This is a genomic window from Microbacterium sp. LMI12-1-1.1 (assembly GCF_040676455.1).
Classification (GTDB): domain Bacteria; phylum Actinomycetota; class Actinomycetes; order Actinomycetales; family Microbacteriaceae; genus Microbacterium.
Genome location: NZ_JBEGIA010000015.1, coordinates 691595 through 707367, shown reverse-complemented (window position 1 = coordinate 707367; position 15773 = coordinate 691595). Strand labels below are relative to the sequence as shown.

The 15773-nt window shown below is 72.0% G+C and carries 17 protein-coding genes and 1 pseudogene; 15 read left to right on the top strand and 3 right to left on the bottom strand.

The features are described from left to right. Positions 1 to 142: 142 nt before the first annotated feature. The gene (locus MRBLMI12_RS17375; protein WP_363357516.1) at positions 143 to 682 is read right to left on the bottom strand and encodes a hypothetical protein; all 540 of its coding nucleotides are present in this window, start codon (positions 680 to 682) and stop codon (positions 143 to 145) included. Positions 683 to 1001: 319 nt separating this feature from the next. On the opposite strand from MRBLMI12_RS17375, the gene MRBLMI12_RS17370 reads away from it, so the two are divergent. The 6 genes from MRBLMI12_RS17370 (at position 1002) to MRBLMI12_RS17345 (ending at position 5091) form a co-directional block, all read left to right on the top strand. Next, positions 1002 to 1367, top strand: a complete 366-nt coding sequence (locus MRBLMI12_RS17370) for a hypothetical protein (protein ID WP_349427705.1) — start codon at positions 1002 to 1004, stop codon at positions 1365 to 1367. An 84-nt stretch (positions 1368 to 1451) separates the two neighbouring features. Further along, positions 1452 to 1817 carry a TraR/DksA family transcriptional regulator gene (locus MRBLMI12_RS17365; protein WP_363357515.1) on the top strand — a complete coding sequence of 122 codons (366 nt, stop codon included), beginning with the start codon at positions 1452 to 1454 and terminating at the stop codon, positions 1815 to 1817. Position 1818: 1 nt separating this feature from the next. Next, complete coding sequence (locus MRBLMI12_RS17360; protein WP_363357514.1) at positions 1819 to 2259, top strand: YchJ family protein; 441 nt, start codon at positions 1819 to 1821, stop codon at positions 2257 to 2259. A 40-nt stretch (positions 2260 to 2299) separates the two neighbouring features. Beyond that, on the top strand, positions 2300 to 3076 hold the full coding sequence (locus MRBLMI12_RS17355; protein WP_349427702.1) for an isocitrate lyase/PEP mutase family protein: 777 nt from the start codon (positions 2300 to 2302) through the stop codon (positions 3074 to 3076). Between the two features lie 68 nt (positions 3077 to 3144). Then, entirely contained in the window at positions 3145 to 4239 is a 1095-nt protein-coding gene (locus tag MRBLMI12_RS17350; protein WP_363357513.1) for an NAD(P)-binding domain-containing protein, read from the top strand. Between the two features lie 207 nt (positions 4240 to 4446). Beyond that, the gene (locus tag MRBLMI12_RS17345) at positions 4447 to 5091 is read left to right on the top strand and encodes an SDR family oxidoreductase (RefSeq protein ID WP_363357512.1); all 645 of its coding nucleotides are present in this window, start codon (positions 4447 to 4449) and stop codon (positions 5089 to 5091) included. 5 nt (positions 5092 to 5096) lie between these two features. Here MRBLMI12_RS17345 and MRBLMI12_RS17340 read toward each other — a convergent pair whose 3' ends face one another. Beyond that, positions 5097 to 5390 (bottom strand): DUF503 domain-containing protein, encoded by a 294-nt coding sequence (locus MRBLMI12_RS17340; RefSeq protein WP_363357511.1) that lies wholly within the window; start codon positions 5388 to 5390, stop codon positions 5097 to 5099. A 54-nt stretch (positions 5391 to 5444) separates the two neighbouring features. Between MRBLMI12_RS17340 and MRBLMI12_RS17335 the strand changes: the two are divergent. The 8 genes and pseudogenes from MRBLMI12_RS17335 to MRBLMI12_RS17300 all read left to right on the top strand — a co-directional run bounded on the left by MRBLMI12_RS17335 (position 5445) and on the right by MRBLMI12_RS17300 (position 13786). After that, a pseudogene (locus MRBLMI12_RS17335) lies at positions 5445 to 6493 on the top strand (zinc-dependent alcohol dehydrogenase family protein). 118 nt (positions 6494 to 6611) lie between these two features. Beyond that, on the top strand, positions 6612 to 6779 hold the full coding sequence (locus MRBLMI12_RS17330; protein ID WP_204260153.1) for a hypothetical protein: 168 nt from the start codon (positions 6612 to 6614) through the stop codon (positions 6777 to 6779). 2 nt (positions 6780 to 6781) lie between these two features. Continuing rightward, on the top strand, positions 6782 to 7555 hold the full coding sequence (locus tag MRBLMI12_RS17325; protein WP_349427697.1) for a PH domain-containing protein: 774 nt from the start codon (positions 6782 to 6784) through the stop codon (positions 7553 to 7555). Between the two features lie 285 nt (positions 7556 to 7840). After that, positions 7841 to 9289 (top strand): 30S ribosomal protein S1, encoded by a 1449-nt coding sequence (gene rpsA, locus MRBLMI12_RS17320; RefSeq protein ID WP_331909034.1) that lies wholly within the window; start codon positions 7841 to 7843, stop codon positions 9287 to 9289. Positions 9290 to 9441: 152 nt separating this feature from the next. Continuing rightward, positions 9442 to 10011, top strand: a complete 570-nt coding sequence (locus MRBLMI12_RS17315) for a GIY-YIG nuclease family protein (RefSeq protein ID WP_363357510.1) — start codon at positions 9442 to 9444, stop codon at positions 10009 to 10011. 135 nt (positions 10012 to 10146) lie between these two features. Continuing rightward, positions 10147 to 10854, top strand: a complete 708-nt coding sequence (locus MRBLMI12_RS17310) for a hypothetical protein (RefSeq protein WP_363357509.1) — start codon at positions 10147 to 10149, stop codon at positions 10852 to 10854. Between the two features lie 95 nt (positions 10855 to 10949). Further along, on the top strand, positions 10950 to 12623 hold the full coding sequence (locus MRBLMI12_RS17305; protein ID WP_363357508.1) for a sensor histidine kinase: 1674 nt from the start codon (positions 10950 to 10952) through the stop codon (positions 12621 to 12623). Beyond that, positions 12620 to 13786 carry a hypothetical protein gene (locus MRBLMI12_RS17300; protein ID WP_349427693.1) on the top strand — a complete coding sequence of 389 codons (1167 nt, stop codon included), beginning with the start codon at positions 12620 to 12622 and terminating at the stop codon, positions 13784 to 13786. The genes MRBLMI12_RS17305 and MRBLMI12_RS17300 overlap by 4 nt, the downstream gene beginning before the upstream one ends. Before the next feature lie 105 nt (positions 13787 to 13891). Here the strand turns inward: MRBLMI12_RS17300 and MRBLMI12_RS17295 are convergent, their stop codons facing one another. Further along, a complete protein-coding gene (locus tag MRBLMI12_RS17295) occupies positions 13892 to 14686 on the bottom strand; it encodes a response regulator transcription factor (RefSeq protein WP_363357507.1) in 795 nt (264 codons plus the stop codon). 453 nt (positions 14687 to 15139) lie between these two features. Between MRBLMI12_RS17295 and coaE the strand changes: the two genes are divergently transcribed. Further along, entirely contained in the window at positions 15140 to 15763 is a 624-nt protein-coding gene (coaE, locus tag MRBLMI12_RS17290; protein WP_363357506.1) for a dephospho-CoA kinase, read from the top strand. Positions 15764 to 15773: the final 10 nt, after the last annotated feature.

The window sequence follows — 15773 nt, the reverse complement described above, 5'->3', positions numbered from 1 at the left end:
CTCAGCGATACGTCGACGTGGGTGTCCTGGTTCGAAACCTCGCAGTTTCCCGCCCAACCGCCGGCATCGCACTCAGCAGCGGCCGCCGCAATCGCTCCGGTTGACGCGATGAGGAAACCGGCGCAGACGGCGCCAACGAGCACTAGCCTGCGCATGCCGGACCGTCCTCCCGTCCGTCGATCCTTGAGATCGCGAATCCGGTCGGGTTCGTCGGGGAAGGTTCCAGAGCGACTCGCATCGACTGCACGTCTCGGCGATCGCTTGCCACGACCGACTCGCCGTCGCTGTCTACGAGGGTGACTTGCGAAACATCCAGGCAGACATCGATCTCCACATACCCAGATGTGGGTTGTGTCTGGCTCGGCTCCAACAGATCCACGACTGTAGGGCCATCCACTACCCATCTGTCTGCGTGCATTTGGGAGAAGGTTTCGCGGGCGCCCGAGTTCGCCTCCCCAGTGGTCAGCTCGTACACGGCCTCGAACGTCTCCGGGTCGCTCAGATCCACCTGGTTCAGCGCGTCCACGTACGCCCGGTATGTCGCCTCGGCTGCGGCGAACACCTCCGCTTCGGAGGAGAACGCGGGCGTCGGCGTCGGCTCCGGGGACTCCGGGGTCGAGCAGCCGGCGAGCGCCAGCACGAGGATGGCGCCGAGCGCTGCGGCCGTGACCCGAGTCCTCACGCCCCCACGTTAACCGGTGGCACCGGCGCGCTTCCCGAGTTATCCACAGCGCGGATCGAAGAAGCCGGCGATCGCGTCCGGGGGGTGGCGGATCGCCGGCTCCGGGGCGGGTCGATGAGACCGCCCCTCGTGCCCTTCGGGTTGGGCACGAGGAGCGGTCCCCGGCGACACAGCGCCGTTCGGGGGTTCGCGCAGCAGGCAGGGGGCACTCGCTGCGCGATGCTTCCAGCGTCCGCGTCCGACCTGGGAGATCCCTATCGCCTGACCGCGTGAACGCCTCACGCTGGCCGTGCAGGCGCTGTGCTGCCATCATGACGCCATGAGCATCGCCAGACCTGTCGCTGCGGTCCTCGTCGTCGTCGCCCTCGCCGCGCTCGCCGGGTGCGCCGCACCGGAGCCGGTCATCACGCCCGTGGTCCGCGACGTGGGCGATCTGCAGGGAACGACCGTGGAGCTCGAGGTCGGCCAGGTGCTCGACATCGACACCGGCGACCTCGCGGTCGACAGCTACAGCGGCGTCGTCTCCGATCCCTCCGTCGCGACCTTCACGCCCGGACGCGAGGAGGATGGCACGACCTTCAACCCGGGGGTCGAGGCGCTCGCCGAGGGGACGACCGAGGTCGTGCTGTCGAATGAGGACGGCGGCATCCAGGACGTCACCTTCGCCGTCGAGGTGTCGGACTGACCGCCACCGAAGCGCGCTGACCCCCTTCACCCTGATCCGGCACGGCTCCTGCCGGGCGGAGACCAGCGGGCGTATCCTCGTGCGATGACCACCGCCGCGAGCCGGACCGAGCTGCGAGCGCTCCTGGACGAGCTGCACGACGCGGCGACGGCGCGCATCGCGGCGATGGATGAGAACCTGGCCGAACTGCGCGCCGACCGCCGCGGCGACGTCGCCGACGACGAGCACGACCCCGAGGGTGTGACGCTGTCGGGCGAATGGTCCCGCGCCGTCGCATTGGAAGAGGCCGCCCGCCGCGAGGTGGCCGAGATCGATGAGGCCGTCCGGCGCTGGGAGGGCGGCACGTACGGCGTGTGCGTCGACTGCGGCCGCGGCATCCCGATCGCCCGCCTCCGTGCCCGCCCGTTCGCCACCCGCTGCGTGACGTGCGCGGAGAAGGCCGGCGTCTGACGTGTCGTTCGGCGCTGCGGCCTCGCGTGCCGCCCCGCAGGGCTTCCCGCGCGTGGCGGACGGCGATCCGTGCCCGTGCGGCAGCGGGGATCGCTTCGCCGGATGCTGCGCCCCGGCGCTCCGAGGAACCCCGCCGTCGACGGCCGAGGCGTTGATGCGCTCGCGCTACACGGCGTTCGTGGTCGGCGATGCGCGGTATCTGGCGGAGACGTGGCATCCCGGCACGCGTCCGGACGAGCTCGCCCTCGACGCCGCCCAGCGGTGGACCGGGCTCGAGATCGTGGATGTCGACGCCGGGGCCGAGGGCGACACGCGCGGGGTCGTCGAGTTCCGCGCGACGTGGCGCCACGGTCGCGAACGAGGTTCGCTGCACGAACGCAGCCGGTTCCTCCGGCGCAGCGGACGCTGGTGGTACCTGGACGGCGAGATCCGGCCGTCCTGACCGGCCCTCGACCGGGCGGGTCGCCGATAGCGTGACATGCATGACCACTCAGGCTGAGAAAGCACAGACCCTTGCGCGGCTCCACGCCGCGCCCGAGATCCTGCGCGTCGTCAACGTATGGGACGCCGTGTCGGCCCGCGCCGTCGCCGCCCTTCCCGAGACCCGCGCCATCGCGACGGCCGGCCACGCGATCGCCGCGACGTTCGGCTACCCAGACGGCCAGATCCCGCTCGACATCACCCTCGACATGGTCGGCCGGATCGTGGATGCCGTGGGCGACCTGCCCGTCACCACCGACCTCGACGACGGTTACGGCGACGCGGGCGAGACCGTGCGCCGCGTCATCGGCAAGGGCGTCGTGGGCGCGAACGTCGAAGACCGCCTGCGCCCGCTGGACGAGGCCGTCGCCGCGGTCGAGGCGATCGTCGCGGCCGGCGCCGCGGAGGGCGTTCCGTTCGTCCTCAATGCGCGCACCGATGCGTTCGTGCGCGCCGGCAAGCGCCCCGTCGAGGAGTCGGTCGCGGATGCGATCGAGCGCGGCCGCGCGTACCTGGCTGCGGGCGCCGACCTGGTGTTCGTGCCGGGCATCCTCGATGCCGACATCACCCGGCGGCTGGTCGAGGGCATCGGCGAGCGCAAGGTCAGCGTCATCGGCCTGCCGGGCGCGCTCTCGGCGGGGGAGTACGAGGCCCTCGGCGTCGCGCGCATCTCCTACGGCCCGCTGCCGCAGCGCGTCGCGTTGACCGCTCTGCAGGACGTCGCCGCCGATCTCTACCGCGACGGCGTCATCCCGGCGTCCACGCGAGCCCTGAACTGAGGCGATCCGCGCGATTGCCGCGTCCGGCCCGCGGGAATCCCCGCGGGCCGGACGCTGTTGAGGCCGGCATGGAACCCGCAGTCGTCGATGTCATCGTGATCGGCGGGGGACAGGCGGGTCTCTCGGCGGCGTACCACCTGCACCGCCGCGGGTTCGTGCCGCTGCAGCGGGCGACCGGCGCGGAGCCGACGTTCCTCGTCGTCGACGCCAACCCCGCCCCGGGCGGCGCGTGGCAGCACCGCTGGCCGTCCCTCCGCATGGCGACGGTCAACGGCATCCATGAACTGCCGGGCTTCGCGGTGCCGCCGGCGGACCCGGTGGCGGCGAGCCGCGACATCCTCCCGTCGTACTTCGCGGAGTACGAGGAGCGCTTCGCCCTCGATGTCCTGCGGGCGGTGCGCGTGAAAGCCGTGCGGCGCGCCGATGAGGATCCGGCCGGCCGGCTGGTGGTCGAGACCGACCGCGGCAGCTGGTCGGCACGGTACGTCATCAACGCGACCGGAACGTGGACCCGGCCGTTCCGGCCGCACTACCCGGGCCAGGAGCGCTTCCGCGGCCGGCAGCTGCACGTGGCGGATTACGCGTCGGCGGAGGACCTCCGCGGGAAGCGCGTGGTGGTCGTCGGGGCCGGCGTCTCGGCGGTCCAGCTGCTGGACGAGATCTCGCACGTGGCGGACACGTTCTGGGTGACGCGCCGTGAGCCCGAATGGGTGGAGGCGGACTTCGACATCCCGGCGCGCGTCGCCGCCATCGCCGGCGTCGAGGACCGCGTGCGCCGCGGCCTGCCGCCCGGGAGCGTGATCTCGGTCACCGGCATGCACTGGACGCCGTGGGCTCGTGCCGCGCAGGCGCGGGGCGTGCTGGTGCGGCATCCGATGTTCGCCTCGATCGAGGAGGATGGGGTGCGGATGCCGGACGGCTCGTTCGAGCCGGCCGACGTGATCCTCTGGGCCACGGGGTTCCGCCCGGCGCTCGACCATCTCGCCCCGCTGCGGCTGCGCACCCCCGCGGGCGGCTTCCGGGTCGAGAACGGCCGCTCCCTCGATGAGCCGCGGCTCTTCCTGATCGGCTACGGCCCCTCGCAGTCGACCGTGGGCGCCAACCGTGCCGGCCGCGACGCGGTCCGCGCCATCATGGCCGAGCGGGTGCCTGTCGCGGCCTGAGCCCGCCGCGGCCGCGCCGGTCGCCGGGCGGAACGCGCCAAAGCTGTGGGGCCGCCGGCACAGCCTGCTCGCGCAGGCGGAGCCGGAGACGGATGCCGCCACCGCCGCCGGTTCGCCTGCCGCCGGCGTCGACCCGGGCGCGGGCGGCTCCGGCACCTGACCCGGAGCGGCTCGGGCGTATCGTGGCGTACGACGGAGGGAGACCCAATGGCCCGCATCCTGATCTTCGGCGGACACGGCAAGGTCGCGCTGCTCCTCGAGCCGCTGCTCGTGGCGCAGGAGCACACCGTGACGGCCGTCATCCGCGATCCCGCGCACGAGGCGGAGGTCGCCGCGACCGGCGCGCAGCCGGTCGTCGCGGATGTCGAGATCCTCGACGGCGACCAGCTGACGAACCTGATCGCCGGCAACGACGTCGTCGTCTGGTCGGCGGGCGCAGGCGGCGGCGACCCGGCGCGCACGTACGCGGTGGACCGCGACGCGGCTGTGCGCTCCATGGACGCCGCCGTGGCTGCCGGAGTGCTCCGCTACGTCATGGTGTCGTGGATCGGCTCGCGCGCCGACCACGGCGTCGGCAGGGAGTCCTCGTTCTTCCCCTACGCCGACGCCAAGTGGGCGGCAGACGCCCACCTCGCCGGAAGCGCGCTCGACTGGACGATCCTCGCACCGGGCACCCTCACGCTCGATGCGCCGACCGGGCGCATCGAGCTCGATCCGGAGGGCTCAGGGTCCGTGCCGCGTGCGGACGTGGCCGCCGTCATCGCCGCGACCATCGCAGACGACAGCACGATCGGGCGGACCATCCGGTTCGGCGCCGGCGGTGAGGTCATCGGCCACGCCATCGCGGGCTGAGGGCCTCAGTCCTCGCTGGAGTGCAGTCCGCGCCTGACCGACAGCAGGGTGACCTCGGGACGGTCGGCGACGAGGCGCTCGGCGTGATCGAGCACGTCCCGCACGTGCGACGAGCCCGACGCGACGATCGACACGCCGATGCTCGCCCGCCGGTGAAGGTCGTGCTCGCCCACCTCGGCCGCGGCCGCCTCGGTGCGGCGACTGAGCTCGGCGATGAGGGGCCGCAGCACGCTGCGCTTCTCTTTCAGCGAGCGGATGTCGCCGAGCAGCAGGTCGAACTCGATCCACCCGATCCACATGCGTCCATGGTGCCAGCGGCGCCGCCCGGGCGCTCGCGGTCCTAGGCTCGATCCATGCTCGCCACCGTCATCCACGCCGCGCGCGACATCCGCGTCGAGACCGTCCCCGACCCCGTGCTGTCCACCGGCGCCGACGCGATCGTGCGCGTCGTCGCGGCGTGCGTGTGCGGCTCCGCCTCTGGCCCTACCGCGGCGTCACACCCACGAACGAGCCCCACCGCATCGGCCACGAGTTCGTCGGCATCGTCGAGGAGGTCGGCGCCGACGTGCGGGTCATCCGCCCGGGCGACTTCGTCATCGCCCCGTTCTACGTGTGCGACGGCACATGCGCGAACTGCCGGAACGGCGTCAGCACCTCGTGCCTGCACGGCGGCTGGTGGGGCAGCGACGACCGCTTCGGCGGCTTCGCCGACGGCGGCCAGGGCGAGCGGGTGCGGGTTCCGCTCGCGGACGGCACCCTCGCCGTCGTTCCCGCGCCAGTGGTCGACGACGAGATCCCGGGCCTGCTGACCCTCAGCGACGTCATGGGCACGGGACATCACGCCGCGGTGTCGGCGGGTGTGGGTCCCGGCGACGCGGTGGCCGTCGTGGGCGACGGCGCCGTGGGCCTGTGCGCCGTCATCGCGGCGAAACGGCTCGGCGCCACCACCATCATCGCGATGTCGCGGCATCCGCAGCGCCAGGCGCTCGCCCGCGAGTTCGGCGCCACCCACATCGTCGAGGAGCGGGGGGATGCCGGCATCGAGGCGGTGCGCGCACTCACCGGCGGCATCGGCGCCGACCGTGTCCTCGAGTGCGTCGGCACGAAGGAGTCGATGGACCAGGCGCTGCGCTCGACCCGCCCCGGCGGGATGGTCGGCTACGTCGGCGTGCCCAACGGCGGGCCCGAGCTGCCCGTGCGTCAGATGTTCAACCGCAATGTGGGCGTCAACGGCGGCGTCGCTCCCGTGCGCGGCTACATCGAGGAGCTGCTCCCGGACGTCCGCTCCGGCGCGATCCGGCCGGGCCGCGTGTTCGATCTCGAGCTTCCCCTCGCCGAGGCGGCAGAGGCGTACGCCGCGATGGACGAGCGCCGCGCCACGAAGGTGCTGCTGCGACCGTGAACGCCGGCGCCGCGGAACGCGGATCGCACCTCCCACCGAATGGCGACGCGCCCGCGCGCCTGCGCACGCAGCGGCCGTCGTGCGGTAGAACAGCAGAAGTCGAAGGGAACCCCGGACCGTGAAGCTCGTCAAGCGCATCGTCGTGGTGCTCGTCATCGCGTTCGCGGCGTTCTACCTCATCACCCGGCCGCAGGACGCGGCGAATGCGGTTCAGGGCGCCATCGGCGCGGTCTGGGGCGCCGGTGCCGCCGTAGTCGACTTCTTCATGGCTCTCGCCGCGGGCTGAGCATGTTCGATCCGCGGATCGAGAAGCACCTGATCACGGATCAGGGGGAGCACGTCGTCGACGAGGTGCGCAAGCACTGGGCGGCCACGGTCTCCGCCGTCCTGGAGCTGTTCGGTGGCATCGTCGTGCTCCTCCTGTCGTTCTTCGTGCCGGCGCAGGCCTGGTGGGTACCCGCGCTCCTCGGCGTCGCGATCACCGGCCACGCCATCTGGCGGTGCTTCGAGCAGCACACCGACCGCTTCGTCATCACCAACATGCGCGTCTTCCGCGTGCACGGCATCCTGTCGCAGCGCATCGCGACGATGCCGCTCGCGCGCATCCTCGACATCTCGGTCTACAAACCGGTCGTGGGACGTGTCTTCGGCTACGGCCACTTCGTCTTCGAGTCGGCGGCGCAGGAGCAGGGTCTCCGCGAGATCCGCTACGTCGGGGATCCCGACGAGCGCGGCCTCACGATCCAGCGCGTCATCCAGCAGGCGGGTCTGCGCGGCGCGGCAGGCCGGGCCGAGCAGTTCGGAGGCGCCCACATCATGCCGCCCCCGCCGCCCGCACCCGTGGCATCCGTCACCACGGCGGACGCTGCGCACGACGACAATCCCACCGCGCCGGTGCCCGATGTGCGCCCCGCCACGAACCCGTCGGGGTGGGACTGGCTCGCCGACGCGCAGCGGCGTGAGGACGAGCGGCTGGCGCAGCTGCGCGGCGAGCCGGCGCCGGCACCCGCGCCGTTCGACCCCGATCGCACGAACACCGCGCCGATCCAGCTGCCCCGCTGAGTCGACGCCTCATCAGGCCCGCCGAGGCCTCCGTGACGCCGGATTTCGAGGTGTGCGGGAACATCGCGGGCGACCCGGCCGTTCTGTTACCCTGGAGTGTCACTCGTGTGGCTGTTTCGCCACGCTCGGGTACCGGTTCGCGCCGGTGTCCCACATCCCGCAAGGGTCCGGGCGACATCGCTGGAAATCCGCTTCGCCTCGGCTCGAGGCATCCGTTCGCCCTTGCGCGAAGATGCCGCTGAAAGCCGGAGCCCGACACCAAACCCAACAAGGACAACCCACTACATGACTACCGCAACGACCGCCCCGGCCACCAAGCAGGTCGCGATCAACGACATCGGATCTGCCGAGGACTTCCTGGCCGCGGTCGAGAAGACCCTGAAGTTCTTCAACGACGGCGACCTCATCGAGGGCACCGTCGTGAAGATCGACCGCGACGAGGTGCTCCTCGACGTCGGTTACAAGACCGAGGGTGTCATCCCCTCGCGCGAGCTCTCCATCAAGCACGACGTCGACCCCAACGAGGTCGTCAAGGTCGGCGACGAGGTCGAAGCCCTCGTTCTCCAGAAGGAGGACAAGGAAGGCCGCCTCATCCTCTCCAAGAAGCGCGCGCAGTACGAGCGTGCCTGGGGCGACGTCGAGAAGATCAAGGAGAACGACGGTGTGGTCACCGGCTCCGTGATCGAGGTCGTCAAGGGTGGTCTGATCGTCGACATCGGCCTGCGCGGCTTCCTGCCCGCTTCGCTGATCGAGCTCCGCCGCGTCCGCGACCTCACGCCGTACCTCGGCCAGGAGATCGAGGCGAAGATCCTCGAGCTCGACAAGAACCGCAACAACGTCGTGCTCTCGCGCCGCGCCCTGCTCGAGCAGACGCAGTCCGAGTCGCGCACCACGTTCCTCAACAACCTGCACAAGGGCCAGGTCCGCAAGGGCACGGTCTCGTCGATCGTCAACTTCGGTGCGTTCGTCGACCTGGGTGGCGTGGACGGTCTCGTGCACGTCTCCGAGCTCTCGTGGAAGCACATCGAGCACGCGTCCGAGGTCGTCGAGGTCGGCCAGGAGGTCACCGTCGAGATCCTCGAGGTCGACCTGGACCGCGAGCGCGTCTCGCTGTCGCTCAAGGCGACGCAGGAGGACCCGTGGCAGGTCTTCGCCCGCACGCACGCGATCGGTCAGGTCGCTCCGGGCAAGGTCACCAAGCTCGTTCCGTTCGGTGCGTTCGTGCGCGTCGCGGACGGCATCGAGGGCCTCGTGCACATCTCGGAGCTGTCGGGCAAGCACGTCGAGCTCGCCGAGCAGGTCGTGTCGGTCGGCGAAGAGGTCTTCGTCAAGATCATCGACATCGACCTCGAGCGTCGCCGCATCTCGCTCTCGCTGAAGCAGGCGAACGAGTCGGTCGACCCCAACGGCACCGAGTTCGACCCGGCGCTGTACGGCATGGTCACGGAGTACGACGAGAACGGGGAGTACAAGTACCCCGAGGGCTTCGACCCCGAGACCAACGCGTGGCTCGAAGGCTTCGACGAGCAGCGCGAGAAGTGGGAGCAGGAGTACGCCGCTGCCCACGCTCGCTGGGAGGCCCACAAGGCCGCCGTCACGAAGGCTCTCGAGGCCGAGGCTGCCGCCCCGGTCGAGACCGGCTCGTCGACCTTCTCGTCCGACAGCAGCCCGGTGGGCACGCTGGCCGACGACGAGGCGCTCGCCGCTCTGCGCGAGAAGCTCTCGGGTCGCTGATCCTGAGCTGAGCCGCCTGGTTCTCTGAACCGCTGGTTCCGGAAGGGCCGTCACCTCCGACCGCAAGGTCGGTGGGGGCGGCCCTTTCGCCTTCCTGGAACACGAGCCCACGGCTCGATGAGCACGTCGGTGGGGGCGGGTACTGTCGCGGTGTGCCTGCGAACCGAGTCTCCGCCCGCTGCCTGGTGGACGACGACGGATGCCGGGGCCCGGTGCCCCTCGATGCTCCCATTCCGCTCTGCGAGCGGCATCTCGCCGTGGCGGCGGAGTGGGGTGGGGCGCATGACGGGCTCACCGACGTCCTGCCGTCACCCTGCGGGCTGTGCGGATCGCGCCTCGGCGTCCGCTATCCGTCGGGATGGCTGTGCGCGGTGTGCGAGTGGCGCCACGGCGAGATCCCCGATGCCGAGATCCCGCCGCCGCGCGTCGACGTGGTCTACTACCTGCGCTACGCCGATCGGGTGAAGATCGGCACGAGTGCGAATCCGCGCCAGCGCTTCGGGGCGATCTGGCACGACGAGCTGCTGGCGTTCGAGCGCGGCGGGCGCGCGCTCGAACAGCGACGGCACGTGCAGTTCACGGCCGACCGCTATCCCGGCACGGAGTGGTTCCGTCGCTCGGAAGCGCTCACCGCGCACATCGCGGTGCTCGCGGCCGGCGTCGACGATCCGTGGCAGCTCCACGCCCGGTGGCTGAGCGAGGCGCTCGCGGCACAGGGGTGAGCCGTACGCCCTCGGTGAACCGCGGCGGATCCTCCAGCCCTCTCCGAGGAACCGCGCCTAGCGTGGTGGTCCACCCCGCCTCGGGATCCGCGCAATCGGCCCACGGACGGGCCCGGCTGAGAGAAGGAGCGCCACATGGGATTCCTCGATCGACTGTTCGGAGACTCGGATGCCGAGCGTCAGGCGCCCCCCGTGCCGCCGAACCGCTACGGCACGCCGGCACCCGGTGCGCCGGCGCCCGGTGCACCGGCACCCGGTGTGCAGCCCCCGCGGAGCGAGGACGAGATCGCCATCGAGCGCTACCGCTACCTGCTGAGGACGGCGCCGCCCGAGACCATCGAGCAGGTGCACGCCGAGGCGTTCGGCAGGCTCACCGAGCCGCAGCGTCAGCAGGTGCTCGCCGAGCTCTCCGCCGGACTTCCGCCCGCCGAGCGGCCGCGCTCGGGCGACCCGCAGACGATGGCCCGCGCGGCGACGCGCGCCGAGTACCTCAACCCCGGCTTCATGGAGCGCACCCTCGGGCCGCAGCGTCAGGGGCCGTCGTTCGGCTCCATGCTGGGCTCGTCGATCCTCGGCACCGTCGTCGGGTACGTCATCGGCTCGGCGCTGGTGAGCTCGTTCCTGGCGCCGACGTTCGCCTCCGACCCGGGCTCCCAGGACGGCTCTGCGACGGATGGCGGCGGCGACGCCGGCGCCGATGCGGGCACGGACGCCGGCGGGGAGTCGGCGACGGCCGACGCCGGCTGGGGCGACAGCGGGTCGGGCTGGGGCGGTGACACGAGCGGCGACGCGGCCGGCTCCGACGTCGGCGGATTCGGCGATTTCGGCGACTTCGGGTTCTGACGACGCGCTCGCCGGGCGCGCCGTGGACGCCCGGCGAGCGTGACATCGAGCGCGCCCTTCCCGCACAGGGGCGCGGCATCCGTTACCGTCGCGGTATGACCGCCGCGACGCCGGGCGACACGGGGGCGCCCGCGGTGCGCTCCCGCCCCCGCGTGACCGCGCCCGAGGCCGCAGACCGCACGCGCGGCCGCACCGCGATGCTCAACCAGCTGCTGCTGGCCGCCGTCGTGTTCGTGCTCGGCGTGCTGGTGGCGGTCGGCCCCTTCGGCGGCGAGCCCGTGCTGTTCTTCAGTGGGGTCGTGGTGGTGGTCGCGGTGACAGCGGCGACGCTCGTGATCCCGTGGAATCGCCTGCCGTACGGGTGGGTCGCCGTGGTGCCCGCGGTCGACATCCTCGCCATCACGCTCATGCAGATCGCGGCACCCGACACGGTGCTCGGCCTGCTCTGGATCTTCCCGACGATGTGGCTCGCCGCCGGCTTCGGGCTGCTGGGCCTGTTCGGCGTGATCGTCGCGATCGCCGGCATCGTCAGCGTGCTGACGGCGCTCAGCGCCACCGAGGTGACCTACCGCACGTTCCTGCTGCCTCTCGTGCTCTTCGCCGTCGCCGCGACGAGCCACCTCAACGCCCGCCGGTCGGACGCGCAGCGCATGCTGCTGGCGAAGCAGTCGCAGCTGCTGCAGAGCGTCCTGGCGCGCACGCGCCGGCAGGAGCAGGTCGTGACGGAGGTGCTCGACGCCGTGGACTTCGGCGTCGTGCGCATCGGTCCCGCCGGACGGGTCGCCGTCCGCAACGAGGCGCACGGCCGACTACAGCAGGGCCACGAGCCCGACGACGATCGGGCTGAGGTGCTCGCCTTCCGCGACGACGGCAGCTCACCGCTGCCGCCCGACGAGCTCCCGCTCGAGCGCGCGCGCCGCGGCGAGGCGTTCGACGACCAGGTCGTGTGGTTCGGGGCGGAGCCCGGTCCCCGCCGGGCTCTGACGATCACCGCGCGCCGCCTCACCGACCCCGACGGGGGCGACGCGGGAGCCGTCGTCGTCTCGCGGGACGTGACGGCGGAGCTGACCGCCCTCCGCGCACGCGACGACCTGGTCGCCTCGGTGTCGCACGAGCTGCGCACCCCACTGACCTCGATCCTCGGCTACCTCGACCTCGCGATCGAGGACCCCGACACCCCCGACGCGGTGCGCGCGAGCCTCGACGTCGCCGAGCGCAACGCCGAGCGCCTGCTGCGCATCGTCGCCGACATCCTCGCCGCCTCGAGCTCGTCGCCGTCATCGGTGGAGGCATCGCTCGCTCCGCAGCTCGTCGACGCGCGCGAACTCGTGGCCGCCGCCGTCGACGATGCCCTGCCGCGCGCCGCCGCGCGGGCCATCACGATCGATGCGACGGGTCTGGAGCCGGCGATGGCGTGGGCGGATCCGCTGCGGCTGCGGCAGGTCGTCGACAACCTCGTGTCGAATGCCATCGCCTACAACAAGGACGGCGGCACGGTCTTCGTCGGCACGACGACGGACGGCGACTCGAGCTGGATCCTGGTGCGCGACACCGGCGTGGGCATCTCGGACGCCGACCGCTCGCGGCTCTTCCAGCGCTACTACAAGGCGGGCGGCGATCGGCGGACGGGCACCGGTCTCGGCCTCGCGATCACGCGCGACATCGTGCGCGCGCACGGGGGCGAGCTCGCCCTGCACAGCGCGCCCGGAATCGGCTCGACCTTCATCGTGAAGCTGCCCGCGATCGCCCCCGAGGGAGATGCACCATGACCCTGGATCTGGCGAGCGTGCTGATCATGACCGCCCTGGTGGTCAACGTCAGCGGCGTGCTGTTCATTCTCGAGACGCTGCTGCGCCGCGACGAGGGTGCGGGGCGCATCTGGTCGGTCGGCTTCCTCGCGGCCATGCTCACCACCCTCGCCTACACCGTCTGGGTGCAGTCCGACGGCGCATGGTGGGCCATCGCGGTCGGCAACGCCGCCTTCGTCGCCGGCACCGGCTGCATGTGGCTGGGATGCCGCCGCTTCAACGGGCGCCGCATGCGCTGGTCGTCGATCCTCGTGGCCGCCGCCGTCGTCGCGGCCGCGCTCGGCGTGGCCCTCGAAGGGGCCGACGGCGGCGACTGGGCCGGCGTCCTGTGGATGTTCGTGCCCCTGGTGGGCTTCGCCGGGGCCGGCGCCGTGGAGTGCCTCCGCGGCGACATGCGGGAGTCGCGCACGGCGTGGGTGCTCGGAGCGGTGCTGGGGTTCCAGTCGCTGTACTACGTGTCGCGGACGACCGCCTTCCTCACGTCCGGTCCCGACAGCGCCCTGTTCCAGGCAGCGTTCGGCACCGTCAGCACCAGCTACCTCACGGTTACGCTGACCATCGTCGCCGTGGTCGTGACCTCGGTGCTGCGGGCGAGCCGCGCGCCGATGCGCGGCTACCTGCGCGACGCCCGGACGGTCGACGAGGAGCAGGGGATCGTCAGCGACGAGTCCTTCGCGCTCCTGCTGGACGGCATCTGCCGGCGGGCCGAGCGCGGCCACGAATCGGTGGCCGTGACGGCCGTGCGCCTCGACGACCTCGATCCCATCTCCACCGCCTTCGGCAGCGACGTGGCCGGATCGGTGGCGGCGACGTGGCGGACCGGCGTGCGCCATCACGCGCCGACCAACGCCGTCGTCGGCCAGGACGGGCCGACCGGGCTCGTCGTGGGGATGGCTGTGGCGTCCGAGCAGGAGGCGCGTCGTCAGGCGGGCGCGATCTACCGCGGCCTCTTCGACGATCTCGGCAAGGTCGGCGGGGGAGTGATCCCCGTCGTCGGCGTCGGCGTCGCGCTGAGCGACACCGCCGGGTACGACCCGGCCGAGCTCGTCCGCGCGGCCCGCGAGGCCGCGAGCCGGGCGGCCGCGAACGTCGAGACGTCCGTGCTCATCGACGACGGCGAGTAGCGGCTTCGCCCGCGACGGAGGCTCCACGCGAGGCCACGCGACGCGACGCGACGCACGCGCGCGCACCGCTCCCGCGGCGCGAGGGCGCACTGCCCTGCCGAGGGCTCAGGCGGTGAGCCGGTAGCCGACTCCGCGCACGGTCTCGATCCATCGCGGCTGGGCCGGCGACTCGCCGAGCTTGCGCCGCAGATTGGCCATGTGCACCTCGATGGCGCGTGCGTCGCTGTCGGAGACGAAGTCGCTCACCGCGTACTGGTCGCCGCGCAGCATGAGGGCGAGGTCGGACTTCGCCCGCACACGCCGGCCCGCGACCAGCAGATCGGCGAGGATGTCGAACTCGCTGCGCGTCAGCTCGACATCCTGCTCGTCGACCGTGACGAGGTGGGTGGCGGCGTTCAGCCGGAGTCCGTGGTGCTCGAGCCAGACGCCGTCGGAGGAGACGGGCGTCGCGCCGCCGTCCGGATCGGGAGGCGTGACCTGCCGCGGTCGCCGGAGCATCGCGTCGATGCGCGCGCGCAGCTCACGAGGGCGGAACGGCTTCGCGACGTAGTCGTCGGCGCCCGCCTCGAGCCCCTGCAGCGCGTCAATCTCCTCGCTGCGGGCGCTCAGCATCACGATGTACGTCGAGCTGATGGCCCGGATGCGCTTGGCGGTCTCGAAGCCGTCGATGCCGGGCATGTTGACATCGAGCGTCGTGACCAGGGGGCGATGCTCGCGGACCAGCTCGACGCCGTCGGCGCCGTTCGCCGCGCCGTGCACTTCGAAGCCCGCCTGGGCGAGGACCGTCGACAGGAGAGAACGGATGTCCTCTTCGTCTTCGATCACGACGGCGACGCGCGCTTCTTCCACCGATGCACCCTCCGGATCCGGGAGTGTCGACGGATCCTGGACGTCGGTCATGATATCCCAGAACGCGCTCCGGAACGCGTGTGACGACGCGCTGGTCACGTGCGGCGTCCGCATATGTGCGGCTCCGCAGAGCCCGCCGCGCGCCGGGACGACCCTCCCGGGAGGGCACGGGCCGCGCGTAGGGCGGGAGATTTCCCCACATCCCGCCCTGCGCGCGTCCTCGGTGCACGGACCTCGGCCGCCTTGGTCCCCACGCGGGCGGCCCGCCCGCACCTCAGAACCGTCCGTCTGCCCCCGTCGTCGCGAAGACGTCGGGTGCGTCGCATACAGCAGTACGCGTTGTCGTCGAACGCAACGGTGTCGCGTCCAACGTTCACTTGCGCCATCCCCAGCTGTACGGGTGGACCTGTCCTTCGGGTGCCCCGAGGCTACCGCCGCCTCCTCAGCGCCCGCTCAGGCCCGCCTCAGGAACAGGTCAAGGAGTCGGCATGGCATGCTCGACACATGCCGCTCGTCGCGCTCACCGGAGGCATCGCCTCGGGAAAGTCCACCATCGCCCGTCGCCTCGCCGAGCACGGCGCCGTGATCGTCGACGCGGATCAGCTCGTGCGCGAGGTGCAGGCGCCGGGTGGGCCGGTGCTGGCGGCGATCGCCGACTCCTTCGGCGAGGGGATGCTGCGCCCCGACGGATCCCTGGATCGTGCGGCCCTCGGCACACGGGTGTTCGGTGACGCGCCGGCGATCGCCCAGCTCAACGCGATCGTCCATCCCGCCGTACGCGCCGAGTCCGCCCGCCGCTTCGCCGCGGCGTTCGCGGCCGACCCGGATGCCGTCGTCGTCTACGACGTGCCGCTGCTGGTCGAAGCGCGCGTGGACGACCCCTGGCAGCTCGTCATCGTGGCGCACGCGCCGGCAGATGTGCGAGCGGACCGCCTCGTCGGGCTGCGTGGTCTCAGCCACGCGGATGCCGCGGCGCGCATCGCCTCGCAGGTGCCGGACGAGGCGCGTCTGCGGATCGCCGACGTGGTGATCGACACGGCGGGCGCCCTCGACGACACGCTGCGCCAGGTGGACGAGCTGTGGGAGAGACTCGACGAGCACGTGGCGCGGCGCGCGGGGGCCTCCTAGCCGTCACCGA